This is a genomic window from Limnohabitans sp., assembly GCF_044373035.1.
GTDB lineage: Bacteria > Pseudomonadota > Gammaproteobacteria > Burkholderiales > Burkholderiaceae_C > Limnohabitans_A.
The window spans coordinates 1-13,799 of record NZ_JBILQU010000014.1 but is presented as its reverse complement, the minus strand read 5'-3'; the positions used below and the strand labels follow the sequence as shown (position 1 = coordinate 13,799).

General features: G+C 56.1%; 20 protein-coding genes. 4 read left to right on the top strand and 16 right to left on the bottom strand.

All coding sequences use genetic code 11. The annotated features are described in order from the left end of the window. Positions 1–25: 25 nt before the first annotated feature. From ACIQ47_RS04020 to petA, 3 genes are read right to left on the bottom strand one after another with little or no spacing between them, the layout of a single operon-like run. Positions 26–790 (bottom strand): cytochrome c1, encoded by a 765-nt coding sequence (locus ACIQ47_RS04020; protein ID WP_396436957.1) that lies wholly within the window; start codon positions 788–790, stop codon positions 26–28. A gap of 20 nt (positions 791–810) precedes the next feature. Then, entirely contained in the window at positions 811–2,244 is a 1,434-nt protein-coding gene (locus tag ACIQ47_RS04015) for a cytochrome bc complex cytochrome b subunit (protein WP_396436956.1), read from the bottom strand. 11 nt (positions 2,245–2,255) lie between these two features. Next, a complete protein-coding gene (petA, locus tag ACIQ47_RS04010; protein ID WP_396436955.1) occupies positions 2,256–2,852 on the bottom strand; it encodes a ubiquinol-cytochrome c reductase iron-sulfur subunit in 597 nt (198 codons plus the stop codon). A gap of 139 nt (positions 2,853–2,991) precedes the next feature. On the opposite strand from petA, the gene mscL reads away from it, so the two are divergent. Next, positions 2,992–3,423, top strand: coding sequence for a large conductance mechanosensitive channel protein MscL (mscL, locus tag ACIQ47_RS04005; RefSeq protein WP_396436954.1), 432 nt, complete (start codon positions 2,992–2,994; stop codon positions 3,421–3,423). 11 nt (positions 3,424–3,434) lie between these two features. On the opposite strand, the gene pdxA is transcribed toward mscL, so the two are convergent. Beyond that, a complete protein-coding gene (gene pdxA / locus ACIQ47_RS04000; RefSeq protein WP_396436953.1) occupies positions 3,435–4,505 on the bottom strand; it encodes a 4-hydroxythreonine-4-phosphate dehydrogenase PdxA in 1,071 nt (356 codons plus the stop codon). A gap of 17 nt (positions 4,506–4,522) precedes the next feature. Then, complete coding sequence (locus tag ACIQ47_RS03995; protein ID WP_396436952.1) at positions 4,523–5,275, bottom strand: Nif3-like dinuclear metal center hexameric protein; 753 nt, start codon at positions 5,273–5,275, stop codon at positions 4,523–4,525. 131 nt (positions 5,276–5,406) lie between these two features. Between ACIQ47_RS03995 and ACIQ47_RS03990 the strand changes: the two genes are divergently transcribed. After that, on the top strand, positions 5,407–6,567 hold the full coding sequence (locus ACIQ47_RS03990) for a S1C family serine protease (protein WP_396436951.1): 1,161 nt from the start codon (positions 5,407–5,409) through the stop codon (positions 6,565–6,567). 77 nt (positions 6,568–6,644) lie between these two features. Here ACIQ47_RS03990 and tatC read toward each other — a convergent pair whose 3' ends face one another. The 9 genes from tatC to ACIQ47_RS03945 all read right to left on the bottom strand — a co-directional run bounded on the left by tatC (position 6,645) and on the right by ACIQ47_RS03945 (position 10,468). Beyond that, positions 6,645–7,439, bottom strand: a complete 795-nt coding sequence (gene tatC, locus ACIQ47_RS03985) for a twin-arginine translocase subunit TatC (RefSeq protein ID WP_396436950.1) — start codon at positions 7,437–7,439, stop codon at positions 6,645–6,647. 42 nt (positions 7,440–7,481) lie between these two features. Continuing rightward, positions 7,482–7,949 carry a Sec-independent protein translocase protein TatB gene (gene tatB / locus ACIQ47_RS03980; protein WP_396436949.1) on the bottom strand — a complete coding sequence of 156 codons (468 nt, stop codon included), beginning with the start codon at positions 7,947–7,949 and terminating at the stop codon, positions 7,482–7,484. 26 nt (positions 7,950–7,975) lie between these two features. Continuing rightward, on the bottom strand, positions 7,976–8,224 hold the full coding sequence (gene tatA / locus ACIQ47_RS03975; RefSeq protein ID WP_396436948.1) for a Sec-independent protein translocase subunit TatA: 249 nt from the start codon (positions 8,222–8,224) through the stop codon (positions 7,976–7,978). Positions 8,225–8,320: 96 nt separating this feature from the next. Continuing rightward, positions 8,321–8,677, bottom strand: a complete 357-nt coding sequence (locus ACIQ47_RS03970; RefSeq protein ID WP_396436947.1) for a histidine triad nucleotide-binding protein — start codon at positions 8,675–8,677, stop codon at positions 8,321–8,323. 26 nt (positions 8,678–8,703) lie between these two features. Beyond that, entirely contained in the window at positions 8,704–9,066 is a 363-nt protein-coding gene (locus tag ACIQ47_RS03965; RefSeq protein ID WP_396436946.1) for a DUF4870 family protein, read from the bottom strand. Between the two features lie 3 nt (positions 9,067–9,069). Beyond that, positions 9,070–9,438: a phosphoribosyl-ATP diphosphatase gene (locus ACIQ47_RS03960; RefSeq protein WP_295520687.1), complete on the bottom strand. Its 369-nt coding sequence runs from the start codon at positions 9,436–9,438 to the stop codon at positions 9,070–9,072. A gap of 14 nt (positions 9,439–9,452) precedes the next feature. Next, entirely contained in the window at positions 9,453–9,842 is a 390-nt protein-coding gene (gene hisI, locus ACIQ47_RS03955) for a phosphoribosyl-AMP cyclohydrolase (RefSeq protein ID WP_396436945.1), read from the bottom strand. Between the two features lie 54 nt (positions 9,843–9,896). Beyond that, a complete protein-coding gene (locus tag ACIQ47_RS03950) occupies positions 9,897–10,151 on the bottom strand; it encodes a Txe/YoeB family addiction module toxin (protein WP_396436944.1) in 255 nt (84 codons plus the stop codon). Then, complete coding sequence (locus ACIQ47_RS03945; RefSeq protein WP_396436943.1) at positions 10,148–10,468, bottom strand: type II toxin-antitoxin system Phd/YefM family antitoxin; 321 nt, start codon at positions 10,466–10,468, stop codon at positions 10,148–10,150. Before ACIQ47_RS03945 ends, ACIQ47_RS03950 begins: the two co-directional genes overlap by 4 nt. 125 nt (positions 10,469–10,593) lie before the next feature. On the opposite strand from ACIQ47_RS03945, the gene ACIQ47_RS03940 reads away from it, so the two are divergent. Next, complete coding sequence (locus ACIQ47_RS03940) at positions 10,594–10,812, top strand: hypothetical protein (protein ID WP_100173640.1); 219 nt, start codon at positions 10,594–10,596, stop codon at positions 10,810–10,812. Then, complete coding sequence (locus ACIQ47_RS03935) at positions 10,812–11,096, top strand: type II toxin-antitoxin system RelE/ParE family toxin (RefSeq protein ID WP_396436942.1); 285 nt, start codon at positions 10,812–10,814, stop codon at positions 11,094–11,096. Before ACIQ47_RS03940 ends, ACIQ47_RS03935 begins: the two co-directional genes overlap by 1 nt. Positions 11,097–11,380: 284 nt before the next feature. On the opposite strand, the gene ACIQ47_RS03930 is transcribed toward ACIQ47_RS03935, so the two are convergent. Together ACIQ47_RS03930 and ACIQ47_RS03925 are read right to left on the bottom strand one after the other, a co-directional pair. Beyond that, positions 11,381–12,361 carry a Bug family tripartite tricarboxylate transporter substrate binding protein gene (locus ACIQ47_RS03930; RefSeq protein WP_396436941.1) on the bottom strand — a complete coding sequence of 327 codons (981 nt, stop codon included), beginning with the start codon at positions 12,359–12,361 and terminating at the stop codon, positions 11,381–11,383. Between the two features lie 74 nt (positions 12,362–12,435). Beyond that, on the bottom strand, positions 12,436–13,799 hold a 1,364-nt coding region (locus ACIQ47_RS03925), incomplete at its 5' end, for a DUF3604 domain-containing protein (RefSeq protein WP_396436940.1).

Genomic DNA, 13,799 nt, shown 5'->3' with positions numbered 1-13,799 from the left:
GCTGAATGGCCGGGTGAAAGATCAGTTACTTGATGTCTTTCCAGTATGCCGCATTCAAACGCCAAGCAATGAAGGTGAAGAAGGACAAGAAAATCAAAACCCATACACCAATGCGCACACGGGAGTTCTGCCCTGGCTCGGCCATCCATTGCATGTATCCGACCAAATCACCAATGGCTTGATCGTATTCCAAAGGCGTCATGGTGCCGGGCTTGACTTGCTTCCAGCCAGAGAAGATTTGGACTTTGTGACCATGCTCTTCTTTTTCCACATAAACGGGCTCACGCTCGCCTTGCAATTCCCACAGCGGATTGGGCATACCCACGTTGGGCATTGCCAAGTTATTCCAACCTGTGGGTTTGGTCGAATCACGGTGATACGTGCGCAAATAGGTGTAGAGGTAGTCTGCACCTGTGCCGCCAGGCCCTGAACGCGATCGGGCCATCAACGTCAAGTCGGGTGGGTTCTTGCCAAACCAGTCTTTGGCCAACACAGGGTCCAAAGCCACTTTCATGTTGTCGCCAACACGGTCGGTGGCGAACATCAGGTTGTCCTTGATCTGCTGATCGGTCAAACCGATGTCTTTCAGGCGGTTGTAGCGCATGTAAGCCGCAGAGTGGCAATTGAGACAATAGTTGACGAACAACTTGGCACCGTTTTGCAAAGCCGCCAAGTCGTTGGTTTTGTGGGGGGCCTTGTCCCAGGCGATGCCACCACCAGCGGCGTGGGCTCCAGAGATAAGGCCAAGGGCCATCACAAAGCCCAATGCAAGTTTCTTGAGGTTTTTCATGTTCTTGACTCTCCGGGGTCTCAGTGAGGCGTGAAGATCACGCGGTCAGGCACTTGCTTGAATGTGCCCAGCTTGCTCCACCAAGGCATCAAGAGGAAGAAACCGAAATAGCCCAATGTAAATAGCTGTGAAACACGTTCTGCGATGTCTTGTCCAGCGATGATGCCCCAGACACCGGGTGCCTTAACACCCAGGTAGCCGAGAACAATGAACATAAAGACAAAGGCGGCGTAAATGTACTTGTGCCAGCCTGGTCGATAGCGAATCGACTTGACAGGGCTGTAATCGAGCCATGGCAAGAAAAACATGATGATCACAGCACCGCCCATGACCACCACACCCCAGAACTTGGCGTCAATGGACAGCATCAGGGCACAAATCAATACCGCAGCACCCACCACACCAGCTTTGAGAAATGTGGGCAGTTTGCCCTTGGCCACAGCCAGCACGGAACCGATGATCACGCAAGCCACCAACACAAACATCATCTCGTTGGTGATGGCGCGCAGCATGGAATAGTAGGGCGTAAAGTACCAAACGGGTGCAATGTGCAAAGGCGTGGTCAATGGATCGGCTGGAATGAAGTTGTTGTATTCAAGAAAATAGCCGCCCATCTCAGGCGCAAAAAACACAATCGCCGTGAAAGCCATCAAAAACACACTCACAGACAAAATGTCATGGACGGTGTAATAGGGGTGAAATGGGATACCGTCCAAAGGGTTGCCTTTGGCGTCTTTAGGCGCATCAGGCGCTTTGATTTCGATGCCGTCAGGATTGTTAGAACCAACTTCGTGCAGGGCAATGATGTGTGCCACCACCAAACCCAAGAGCACCAATGGCATGGCAATCACGTGAAAACTGAAGAAGCGGTTCAAGGTGGCATCGCCCACCACGAAGTCGCCGCGGATCAGCAAAGCCAAATCAGGGCCAATCACGGGAATGGCCGAGAACAAGTTCACGATCACCTGAGCGCCCCAGTAAGACATCTGGCCCCAAGGCAGGAGGTAACCCATGAAAGCCTCGGCCATCAGCACCAAGAAAATGGCGCAGCCGAAGATCCAAACCAGTTCGCGCGGCTTGCGGTACGAGCCGTAGATCAAACCCCGGAACATGTGCAGGTACACCACAACGAAGAACGCAGAGGCGCCTGTCGAGTGCATGTAACGGATCAACCAGCCCCAAGACACATCGCGCATGATGTATTCGACCGAAGCGAAAGCCAGTGCTGCGTCCGGCTTGTAGTGCATGGTCAAAAAGATGCCGGTCACGATCTGGATCACCAAAACCAAGAGCGACAGAGCGCCGAAAACGTACCAAATGTTCAGGTTTTTGGACGCGTAATACTCGGACAGATGGTCCTTGTACAGCTTGGACAAGGGAAAGCGGTTGTCTACCCAGTTGAGCAGCTTTTCGCCAGCGGGGGCGTTCGGAGAAATTTCTTTGAATTGAGCCATGTTGTTCTCCATCAAGCCTTCTTGTCTTCACCAATGATCAACTTGGTGTCAGACAGGTACATGTGGGGCGGCACTTCGAGGTTATCGGGTGCAGGCTTGTTCTTGAACACGCGGCCGGCCAGGTCAAAGGTGGAGCCATGGCAGGCGCACAGAAAGCCGCCATTCCAGTCGTCAGGCAGTGAAGGCTGAGGACCTGCGGCGAACTTGTCACCTGGCGAGCAACCCAAGTGGGTGCAAATGCCCACAGCCACCATGATTTCGGGCTTGATCGAGCGATGGCCGTTTTTAGCGTATTCGGGCGTGGGATAAGCGGTGCGGTCCGAGGCAGGATCGGCCAGTTGGCCTTCGATTTTTTTCAAGGATTCGAGCTGCTCAGGCGAGCGCTTCATGATCCACACGGGTTTGCCGCGCCATTCGACCGTGAGCTTTTCGCCCGGATTCAAGGCGGAAATGTCCACCTCGACGGCCGCACCGGCCGCTTTGGCCCGCTCGGATGGTTGGAAACTGCTGACGAAGGGGGTGGCCACAAAGCCAGCGCCTACGGCACCTGCGCAAGTGGAGGCAATCAGCCAGGTCCGCTTGCTGCTGTCGACTGGGGTGTCACTCATGGAAATCCTCTTGGCGAGTCGTTATCAGGGTCAACCCGAGATTGTAGCGGAGTGAAACAAGCTACCGACTTACAACCCGATAAGCTTCCTTCTGACTGGGGCACAATAACCATCACCTTGTTAATTTTGGAGATTTAAGATGTCATTCTCTCAAGAATTCAAATCTTTTGCGCTGAAGGGCAACGTCATGGACCTGGCGGTGGGCGTGATCATCGGGGCGGCCTTTGGCAAAATCGTCGATTCCTTGGTGGCCGATCTGATCATGCCGTTTGTGAGTCTGGTGTTCGGAGGCCTTGATTTCGCCAATTACTACCTGCCTATGGCCGGTCAGGCGGCCAGTTTGCCCTTGGTAGAGGCCAAAAAGCTGGGCGCTGTTTTTGCCTACGGCAGTTTCGTCACGGTGGCCTTGAACTTCTTTATTTTGGCTTTTGTGATTTTTGTGATGGTACGCCAGATCAACCGCCTCAAAGCCAGTGAGCCAGCCACAGCCGCACTAGAGGCCGCTCCCATCCCGCCTGAAGACGTGTTGCTGCTGCGTGAAATCCGCGACAGTCTGAAAACCAAGGCCTGAAACTTCCGGACTCAAGCGTCGCCATGGGCCTTGCCCGCCACCAGCTGACGCGCCATCCGAATGGCCTGAACCATGCTGCTGGCGTCGGCCCTGCCCTGCCCCGCCACGTCCATGGCCGTGCCGTGGTCCGGGCTGGTCCTGATCAAGGGCAGGCCCAAAGTCACATTCACCCCCTGTTCCACCCCCAGGTACTTCACGGGGATCAAGCCCTGGTCGTGGTACATGGCCACCACCACATCAAATTCCCGTTGAACACCCGGTTTTTGGCGAGCCCGCATGAACACCGTATCGGGGGCGTAGGGTCCATGCACATCCATTCCCTCTTGGCGGGCTTGCGACATGGCGGGCTGCAAGATCTCGATTTCTTCCCGCCCAAACAAGCCGCCCTCGCCCGCGTGCGGATTGACACCCGCCACCGAGATGCGTGGCCTGCGGCCCAGCAAAGCTGAAACAGCCGTGTGGGTGATGCGCAAAGTCTCCAAAACCCGGTCCACGGTGATGGCGTCAAGCGCCTCGCGCAAGGACACATGGATGCTGACCAGCACCGTGCGCAACTCGTCGTTGGCCAGCATCATGCGCACGGGCATTTGCGTGAGCGTCACCCCCGCATGCCTTGCCGCCTCGGCCTGCAGCAACTCGGTGTGGCCCGGGTATTGGTCGTAGGGTGCGCCTGCAGCGTGCAAGGCCTCTTTGTGCAAAGGGGCAGTGACCAGCGCGGCCACCTCGCCTCGCAAGGCCGCTCGCGTGGCCCACAGCACGGCCTCGCCCGCCAACTGACCGGCTCGGCCATCAACTTGGCCCCAAGGCATCTCGGGTGCCACCGGCACCACTTGCAGTACGGGCAGACACCTCGGGGGGATTTGAAGGGCTTGCGCGGGTGTTTCAATTTCACAAACCGGGTAGCGCACTGACGGCTGGACCAAGGCCATGGCGCGGCGCATCAGGCCCACATCGCCCGCCACAAAGCAGCCCTGGGTGAGTTCAGGCGCAATGCACCAGGCCCGGGCGATGATTTCAGGGCCAATGCCGCAGGGGTCACCGGGGGTGATGGCGATGGGGCGGGTCAGGTCAGACAGGTTCATGGCGCAAAAGGGCGGCATCAGGCCGGGTTGTCGATCTCGATGAAACGGTGCGCAATGCCCAGCGCCTGCGCCACATGCGCGCCCAAGGCGGGTGCGCCATAGCGCTCGGTAGCATGGTGGCCACAGGCCAAAAAGGCCACGCCGGTTTCACGCGCCAGATGGGCTTGCGGCTCGGATATTTCGCCGGTGATGAACGCATCCACGCCTTGGGCAATGGCCGACTCGAAGTAACTTTGAGCACCGCCCGTGCACCAGGCCACCCGTTGAACAGGCCGATCGGCATCACCCACGCAGGTCACCGGGCGCGCCAGCACGGCGGCCACATGCTCGGCCAGGGCCTGAGGCCCTGCCCAAGTCTGTGTGCCCGTCCCGAGAAAACCCAGGTCTTGTTCGCCAAATCGGCCATCGGCCTGCAAGCCGAGCACACGGGCCAGTTGGGCGTTGTTGCCCAGTTCGGGGTGAGCGTCCAGCGGCAAGTGGTAAGCAAACAAGTGAATGCCATGCGCCAGCAGCAAACGCAGCCGCTCACGCATCCAGCCCGTGATGCGCCCATCTTGACCGCGCCAGAACAAGCCGTGGTGCACCACGATGGCGTCGGCTTGGACGTCAATGGCCGCTTCGATCAGGGCGCGGCTGGCGGTGACACCGCTGACCAGCAGCCGCACCTCGCGATCTCCTTCGACTTGCAGTCCGTTGGGACCGTAATCGCGGAACTTTTCGGGCTGAAGCAAGGCATCAAAAGCTTGGCCCAGGGTTTTGGCATTGGTCATAATGACGGATTTGACTTGGCTTGGATCCGCCATTGTGGCTCAGGTCGGACAAGGTCACGTCCTTGCGTCTGTGCTGGTTGATGCGCGCAGTTTGAAGTGCTGCTCAACCGAATCAAGCACAATCTGAAACCATGAAACGTTATTGGCTTTTATTCTCTCAATGGGTGACCGTTTTGTTGGCCATCTGGTTTGTGGTGGCCACGCTCCAGCCCGAATGGCTGCGCGGTGCCAAGCGCTCGGTGGACGGCATGACTTTGCTGCAAGCCCCACCGGCCGTCAGCGGCAATCGGCCCGTCGGCAGTCTGAGCGGGCCAGCACAAAAAGCCTCCCCAGCGGTGGTGAGCATCAATACCCGCCAAGGCAAAAGCCAAAACCCACATGGCCAAGACCCTTGGTTCAAGTTCTTCTACGGCGAACAGGAAGAGCAGAACCCGGGTGGCCTGGGCAGTGGCGTGATCGTCAGTGCAGAGGGTCATATCCTGACCAACAACCATGTCATCGAAGATGCCGACAACATCGAGGTGGTGCTCAGCGATGGCCGCAAGACGCGGGCCAAAGTGATCGGTACTGACCCGGACACCGATCTGGCCTTGCTGAAAATTCCTCTGGACAAACTGCCCGTGATCGTTTTGGGTCAGCTGCAAGACCTGCAAGTGGGCGATGTGGTGCTGGCCATTGGCAATCCCTTTGGTGTGGGCCAGACCGTCACCTCGGGCATCGTCAGCGCCTTGGGCCGAAGTCAATTGGGCATCAACACTTTTGAAAACTTCATCCAGACCGACGCCGCCATCAACCCTGGCAACTCCGGCGGGGCGCTGGTCGATGTGAATGGCCACCTGATGGGCATCAACACCGCCATCTACTCCCGCTCAGGTGGCAGCATGGGCATTGGCTTTGCCATCCCGATCTCGACGGCCAAACAAGTCATGCAGGACTTGCTGCAAAACGGCAAGGTCGTCCGGGGCTGGATCGGGGTTGAACCGCAAGACATGTCGCCGGAACTGGCCGAAAGCTTTCAGCTTCCCAAGGTGAATTCCGATCAAAGCCGACAGGGTGTCGTCATCACCGGCGTTTTGCAAAACGGCCCAGCAGCCAAAGCGGGCGTTCGTCCCGGGGACGTGATCCTGCAAGTGGCCAAGCAACCAGTGGGCAGCGTGTCAGAGCTGCTCAATCAGGTCGCCAGCCTGAAGCCGGGCGAACCCGCAGAGGTGCTCATATGGCGTCAACAAGCCCAACTGTCCTTGCGTCTAACCCCTGCGGAAAGGCCTTCCCCTAAAAGGAAAGCGCCTTGAATGAGATGCAAACTTTGGGGCAAGCATGAAAAAGGGCCTGGCGGCCCTTTTTTTGTTCAGCATCTGAAAACCACTCATCAGCTGCCATCGGCAGACGCATCCGCATCCGGGGCCTTGGTGTGCTTGATGAAGATTTGTGCGGCCCAGATGCCCAGCTCGTAGAGCAGGCACATCGGTATGGCCAGTGCCAGCTGCGACACCACATCGGGCGGCGTGACCACAGCGGCAATCACAAAAGCCAGCACCACAAAGTAGCCCCTGAACTCCTTGAGTTTTTCCACACTGACCACACCCATGCGAGCCAAAACAACCACGGCCACCGGCACCTCAAAAGCCAAGCCAAAAGCCAGGAACATGGACAGCACAAAACTCAAGTAAGCCTCAATGTCTGGCGCGGCGGTGATGCTCTTGGGAGCGAAGCTCTGGATGAAGCTGAACACCTGACCGAACACAAAGAAATAACAAAAAGCCACCCCGATGAAAAACAGCAAGGTGCTGGAGACCACCAAAGGCATGACCAGCTTTTTCTCATGGCTATACAAACCAGGGGCAACGAAAGCCCATACCTGGTAGAGCACCACCGGCAAGGCGATCAGAAACGCGGCCATCAACAAAATTTTGAGCGGCACCATGAAAGGCGAAATCACCGACGTCGCGATCAAGGTGGCACCTTTGGGCAGATGCACCACCAGGGGAGCCGCCAAAATGTCGTACAAATTGCCTGGCCCCGGGTAAATGGCCAAAGCTGCGGCAGCGACGGCCACAGCAGCCACAGCCCACATCAACCTGTCTCGCAACTCGATCAAATGCGCCACAAAAGGTTGCTCTGAACCTTTGAGTTCGTCGTCGGGCTGGGGAGGGGTTTCAGACATGGAATGGATCAGTCTAGCGGGCGCGCAGCAAGCGCGCCAACATCAAAAGGAATTAAGAGGCTTGGGCCGGTAACGGGCCACGCGGGCAGCACCCGACAAGGCTTTGGTGCGCACCCCAGAACGCGCTTTGTACCACTGCGGCATCGCACCCCGCTTGAGACGCCAGTTTTTCTCGGGACGTTTGTAGTAGGGCGGCGGAGACTCGATGGCGGGCAAATCGCTGTTCAGCCCCGCCGTGGTGTCGGCCCAGTCTTTTTCAAAATCAGAAGCCGTGGTTTGGACGGTTTGCTCGACATCGCGAGCCGCCGTCTCCATGGTTTCTTTCATTTTCTTCAACTCTTCCAGGTCCATGGACCGGTTGACTTCAGCCTTGACATCTGAAACATACCGCTGCGCTTTGCCCAGCAAAGCCCCGAGCGTTCGGGCCACCTTGGGCAACTTCTCGGGCCCAATGACGATCAAGGCCACCACCCCGATCAGGGCCATTTTCGAAAAACTTAAGTCCAGCACAGGGCAGCGTTCAGTCGTTCAAAAGTTCAAGACTTGGTCTTGGCTTCAACATCAATGGTGGTCTTTTCGGCCTGAGCCGTGGTCGAAGAGGTGACTTGACCGGCCACAGGGGCTGCGCCGTCTTCAGGCTTGTTGCCACCCTCTTTCATGCCGTCTTTGAAACCTTTGACGGCTCCACCCAGGTCAGAACCCATGTTTTTGAGCTTTTTGGTGCCGAACACCATGACCACGATCAACAGCACAATCAGCCAGTGCCAAATCGAAAAAGTACCCATGAATCTCTCCTAACGTTGTGGTTGAATTCTAAGGGCTGAAGCCCTCGCAAAAAGAACTGCCTTGATTAAACAAGGATTTGATGACAATCGCGAGTTTCAGCCGCGCAACCATGGCCGAGGACCGCCCATGACGTGCATGTGCAGGTGATGCACTTCCTGGCCCCCCTCGGCCCCGTTGTTGACCACGATGCGGAAACCGCCGTCCGGGTAAGGGTTGCACCCCTCCTGCATTGCCAGCTTGGGGGCCAAGGTCATCATGTGGCCCATGAGGCCCGCATGCTCGGGGGCCAAGTGCACCATCGAAGGGATGTGCAGCTTGGGAATGATCAAAAAGTGAATGGGCGCCCAGGGCGCAATGTCGTGGAAGGCGAACACGTGCTCGTCTTCATGCACTTTGCGCGAAGGGATTTGGCCCGCAATGATTTTGCAGAAAATACAGTTGGCGTCGGTCATGGCTTGATTGAATTGAATAAAGGGGTTCAGTCGTTCACCGGGCGCTGCCCGTTCAAGCGCACCATGCCCAGCACGATGCGGTACAAAAACCAAATGGAAACGGCCACCCAGGCCAACCATCCGGGGAAAAACATCAACAACCACAAGGGCGCTGTGATCAAGTACAGCAAGGCGGCCCAGATCACGGTGCGGATGCGGTAACTGAAATGCGTGGCTTCCCAGCCTGGGACATCACCCTTTTTGACCAAATCGATGATCAGCGCCACCACCAACAAAGCCGGGCCCATCTGCGCCCCTGGGATCACGGCGCTGACGGCCACGATCAGGTGCAGGATGTAGCTCACCCAGCTGATGGTGTGGGTGCTGTCGTCGATGGGTTGGTTGTTCATGGTTTATTCGCCCAAACGCTCACGCTCTTGCACTTTGCGCAGGGCTTTTTCTTCCAGGCCGCTCAGGCCTTCGCGGCGGGCCAGCTCGTTGACCACGTCGGCGGGCGTGAGGCCATAGTGCGCCAGCGCGATCATGCTGTGGAACCACAGGTCGGCCACCTCGCCCACCAGCTTGGCTTTGTCCCCGCCATGGTCTACGTCTTTGGCGGCCATCACGGTCTCGGTGGCTTCTTCGCCAATCTTCTTCAAAAAGGCGTCAGGCCCTTTGTGCAGCAAGCGGGCCACATAACTTTTTTCGGGATCACCGCCGTTGGCGATCTTGCGGCTTTCGACCACCGCAGCGAGGCGGTCAAGGATGTCCTGGTTGGTCATAGGCTTTGGGGCGCTCACTTGTAAATGGTTTCAGGGTCCTTCAGGACCGGGTCCACAGCCTGCCAGCCATCGGGCTGCAAGCTCTGGAAAAAGCAACTGTGGCGGCCCGTATGGCAGGCAATGCCCGGCTCGTGCCCCAGCTGGGTGATTTTGAGCAGCACCACATCGTTGTCGCAATCGATGCGGATGTCGTGCACCGTCTGCACATGGCCCGACTCCTCGCCCTTGAACCACAGCTTGTTGCGCGAACGGCTGAAATACACCGCCCGCTTGAGCTCGGCCGTCTTTTGCAAAGCCTCGCGGTTCATCCAGGCGAACATCATCACGTCGCCAGTGTCTTTTTCTTGGGCGATCACAGGCACCAGGCCTTTGTCGTCCCATTTGATTTGATCGAGCCAGTTCATAGGGGAGTGATCTTAATGTGTTCGCAATGGTCAAATGGCCAATGGATTTAAAACTCAGTAGTGCAACCTCAATTGGGCAATTTGCAATTGATCGCCCTCGACCCGATAGACCATCCGGTGTTCATCGTTGATGCGTCGAGACCAGTAGCCCGAAAGCGCATGTTTCAAGGGCTCGGGTTTGCCTACGCCAGCATAAGGTTCACGCGCCGTGGCCTCGATCAGCTTGTTGATGCGCTCGACCAGTTTGCGGTCCTGCTTTTGCCAGTAGAGGTAATCCTCCCAGGCCGTCTCGGCAAAAACGAGTTTCACTTCACCAACTCGCGTTCCAGGCCCTGCCCCGCATTGAGCTGACCCACCGCCGCCAGTAGACGACGAGCATTGGCAGGCGTGCGTAAAAGATAGGCTGTCTCTTCGAGCGCCTTGTAATCTTCGAGCGAGAGCATCACCACCGATTGGTCACCATTGCGGGTAATGATCAAGGGTTCGTGGTCCTCGCAAACACGGTTCATCACACCTGCCAAATTGGCGCGTGCAGTGCTGTAAGTCATGGCGTCCATGTTGGCAACCTTTGTACAATAAATAGTACAACTATAACATTGACATGATTCATCTTTCAGGTCTTTCATGTTGTTGTGCTCGCTAAATTGAAGTGTGCCCTGAAAGAGCTGATGACTAACCGTTTTAGCAGGACGCAAAAGGTTGCATAAATTAACCAATGGTTGCAAAATACAACTCCTGAAGGAGAGGCCCCATGGCTGTTGCAATGAAACTGTCTGACGAGTTGGTCGAAGACGCCAAACCCTACGCCGCCGCAGAGCACCGCTCTGTGCCAAGGCAAATCGAGTACTGGGCACGCATCGGCAAAGCCGTGATCGACAACCCGGACATGCCTTTGAGGCTGATCCAAGACACCATGCTCTCGCGTGAAGAAGTCAAAGCCGGACTGGCTGCGCCTTATGAGTTTGGCTGATGCTGCAAGTCAGCGCCTCGCCATCGTTCAACCGGGTGGCCAAAAAGCTGCACGCCCGCGACAAAAAAACACTGGATGAAGCCATCAAGGCCATTCTTCAAAATCCCCAGCTGGGCGAGGAAAAGAAAGGCGACCTTTCGGGTGTTTTTGTCTACAAGTTCAAACTGAACGGCCAAGAAACTCTGCTGGCCTATGAGCTGCAACCGCACAAAACAGCCCCCACTGAAGCCATGCTGCTGGCGGTCGGGCCGCATGAAAATTTTTATGCGGGGTTGAAGCGTTGATGGGCTGCGGTAAGTTAGCCAAGCCTTCGTTCAACAGGCTTGTCCAAAAACTTCATGGTCGCGAGAAAAAGCACTCCCCAGGCAAAAGTGCTCTGGCCATCCGTTGATCAGTATTGAATCGGCGTCAACAAGTCGGGCTCAAGAGATGAGCCGGGGAAGGTTTAGCCCTGTAGACGCTCGTCGTTCGTTCCAACCAAACGCCAAGCCAACGCGCCCTATGTGTCAATGAAACCTGGTAAGGGTATGCTCGCGAGCGGGGCCAAAGACGGAAAATGCAATTGACCTCAGTCCACCTTTGCGCCAGACGCCTTGATGATTCCGGGCCACTTGCCTAGATCCTCCCTGATGATCTTGGTGAAGCCTGAGGGGGGCGTAAAAGGTGCAAGTTCAAAACCTTGCGATGTCAACTTGTCTCTGATGGCAGGGATAGCCAAAATTTTACCTATCTCTGTGTGAAGTCTTGAAACGACATCAGGCGGGGTATTTGCGGGGGCTATGAATCCAAACCATGTGTTGACTTCGTACCCCTTCACGCCACTTGTATCCAGTGTGGGCATTGTGGGTAGCAGCGGCGACCGGGTCAGGCTTGTAACGGCCAAGCCCTTGAGTTTGTTGTCTTTAATTTGATTGATGACTGTGGGGGTGTTGAAGAAACCCATGGTTACCTCGCCGCTCATGACAGCCAAAATACCTTGTGGCGCACCTTTGTAGGGGACGTGGACCAAATCAGTCCCGGTCAGCTGCCCAAAAAGAACGCCAGAGAGGTGGTGGCTGGTTCCGCTGCCACCGGACGAGAAGGTCATGGTTCCAGGCTTGGCTTTGGCTGCAGCAATGATGTCAAAGGGACTTTTGGCAGGGCTATCAGGAGGCACAACCATCACGTTTGACACGCCACCTACGTGCAAGATTGGCGAGAAGTCCTTCAAAGAGTCGTAGCCTGGTTTGGCATACAACGACAGATTAAAAACCAACGTGCCTTGAGAAGCAAACGCGATGGTGTAGCCGTCTGGAGTGGCGCGCGCAAGCTCCGCCATTGCAATGGTTCCTCCAGCGCCAGGCTTATTATCAATAACCACAGGTTGACCCATTGCCATGGCAAGTTCTGTCCCAATGGTGCGAGAAAGAATGTCTGCTGTGCTACCCGCTGCCAAAGGCACCAGCAGTTTGATAGGACGCACAGGGTAAGCTTGCGCATGAACCTGTGAAAAGGGAAAAATTGCGAACGTCAGGGCAAGGACTGCAAGGGTGGCGCGGTGCATCTTCATGGTCAAACCTCTCAATGGGTGCGGAGTGGAAGGGACTTAAACGGTGTGTTGGAAAATTTCGCTGATGCGCTGAATTAGCGCAGCAAGTAGGTGGGACTGGACCAGATGAGGTTGCCATCTTCGAGTGTGATGCAAACGTAGAGTGCGTCTTCAAAAACTTTGCTGCGTGGGATGCGGCGAGACAACTTGGCGGTGAAAGCCTTGTTTTCTTCAGGCATCCGGAAGACACGCGCTTGGCGTTTGATGCCGCCGCTGGTTTTTAGCACCGTGTCCTCTAGTCCAATGTCGGCCACATTGATGTTGGCCTTTACAAGGCCCGTATCAAACTTCAGCGTTCCTGAGGTGCCTTCTTTGAGCAAGATGTCGGCGCCACCAAAACCACCTGTCGTTAATGCAGACCAAGAGAGCTGGTTGTATTGGGATTTATGCAATGGTTTGTCGATATTCCAAAGGTTGATGGACTGAAAGCTTTCAATGCTGTTGCCCTCAAACGTTGCTGTCCCGTCCCACACACTTTGACGACCACGGCCACGGTACTCTGAGCCTTCCCAGATGATGCGGATACGTCGGCCTAATTGCGGCTGAGTGTAAGGGCGCCAAGTTTCAAATACGCTGGTTCTGTTGCGGATTTCAATGCGTTCTATAGGCGCACCTGCTGATACGTCAATTTCGAGAGTCACACTGTCGTCGTCGCACTGGAGAATGTCACCCATTCGCGCTTCAAGAACGGTGGATATGACGCTTCCGCCTAAATTGGGATCGTCTCCATAAAGTTGTGCTGGCGAGTCGAATCGCACCCTGGTATCCAGGTGAACACGGCAACCTGTGCTTGCATAGTGATGGCGGCGTCGAAGAGCTTCAAACAACGCATCGCGCGACAAGTCCTTGGCCAGCAAACAAGACAGTCCACCATAAGCGCCGAACAAGGATGCGCCTGGATGGCTTGCACCGTGACGGCCCTTGTGGCCATCTGAATTTGCCAGAACGCCAACACGGTAACCTTGGTCAAACGCATCTTCTAAAAGCCACTCGAAGGTTCCCCAGTCTGAATGCAATTCAACGGATCGCTCGATTCGGCCATCATGCGCCACCTTGATGTCGGCATAGCGCCCACCAATATGCGCAAAAACGACGGCGTTTTCGTCCTTCAGAGCCGTGAAGAGGTCTGCAGCGCTGTTGGCATCGGTAGCGACGTCGCTCAGGTCTTCTACCAGCGCATGGTGTGAGCGATGGATCTGCCGACCTTCGTCACGGAACATCACATTTCGATCACCACCCAGGCCGGTGTTGCCTGACCACTCATAGCCGGGAAAAATGATGAACTGCCCATCCTTGTTGTATTCGGCGGTGAGGCGGTTGAGCTCTTCCCAGAAAGGCGTGGTGATCTGGAAGTCGTTTCCTTGGTGGCTCATGGCATCCAAAAATGCCTGATCCCGAG

What these genes read in the sequence shown, in the direction of transcription:
- ACIQ47_RS04020 (WP_396436957.1), bottom strand. Translation starts at nt 790, where the DNA reads ATGAAAAACCTCAAGAAACTTGCATTGGGCTTTGTGATGGCCCTTGGC.
- ACIQ47_RS04015 (WP_396436956.1), bottom strand. Translation starts at nt 2,244, where the DNA reads ATGGCTCAATTCAAAGAAATTTCTCCGAACGCCCCCGCTGGCGAAAAG.
- petA (WP_396436955.1), bottom strand. Translation starts at nt 2,852, where the DNA reads ATGAGTGACACCCCAGTCGACAGCAGCAAGCGGACCTGGCTGATTGCC.
- mscL (WP_396436954.1), top strand. Translation starts at nt 2,992, where the DNA reads ATGTCATTCTCTCAAGAATTCAAATCTTTTGCGCTGAAGGGCAACGTC.
- pdxA (WP_396436953.1), bottom strand. Translation starts at nt 4,505, where the DNA reads ATGAACCTGTCTGACCTGACCCGCCCCATCGCCATCACCCCCGGTGAC.
- ACIQ47_RS03995 (WP_396436952.1), bottom strand. Translation starts at nt 5,275, where the DNA reads ATGACCAATGCCAAAACCCTGGGCCAAGCTTTTGATGCCTTGCTTCAG.
- ACIQ47_RS03990 (WP_396436951.1), top strand. Translation starts at nt 5,407, where the DNA reads ATGAAACGTTATTGGCTTTTATTCTCTCAATGGGTGACCGTTTTGTTG.
- tatC (WP_396436950.1), bottom strand. Translation starts at nt 7,439, where the DNA reads ATGTCTGAAACCCCTCCCCAGCCCGACGACGAACTCAAAGGTTCAGAG.
- tatA (WP_396436948.1), bottom strand. Translation starts at nt 8,224, where the DNA reads ATGGGTACTTTTTCGATTTGGCACTGGCTGATTGTGCTGTTGATCGTG.
- ACIQ47_RS03970 (WP_396436947.1), bottom strand. Translation starts at nt 8,677, where the DNA reads ATGACCGACGCCAACTGTATTTTCTGCAAAATCATTGCGGGCCAAATC.
- ACIQ47_RS03965 (WP_396436946.1), bottom strand. Translation starts at nt 9,066, where the DNA reads ATGAACAACCAACCCATCGACGACAGCACCCACACCATCAGCTGGGTG.
- ACIQ47_RS03960 (WP_295520687.1), bottom strand. Translation starts at nt 9,438, where the DNA reads ATGACCAACCAGGACATCCTTGACCGCCTCGCTGCGGTGGTCGAAAGC.
- hisI (WP_396436945.1), bottom strand. Translation starts at nt 9,842, where the DNA reads ATGAACTGGCTCGATCAAATCAAATGGGACGACAAAGGCCTGGTGCCT.
- ACIQ47_RS03945 (WP_396436943.1), bottom strand. Translation starts at nt 10,468, where the DNA reads ATGAAAGACCTGAAAGATGAATCATGTCAATGTTATAGTTGTACTATT.
- ACIQ47_RS03940 (WP_100173640.1), top strand. Translation starts at nt 10,594, where the DNA reads ATGGCTGTTGCAATGAAACTGTCTGACGAGTTGGTCGAAGACGCCAAA.
- ACIQ47_RS03935 (WP_396436942.1), top strand. Translation starts at nt 10,812, where the DNA reads ATGCTGCAAGTCAGCGCCTCGCCATCGTTCAACCGGGTGGCCAAAAAG.
- ACIQ47_RS03930 (WP_396436941.1), bottom strand. Translation starts at nt 12,361, where the DNA reads ATGAAGATGCACCGCGCCACCCTTGCAGTCCTTGCCCTGACGTTCGCA.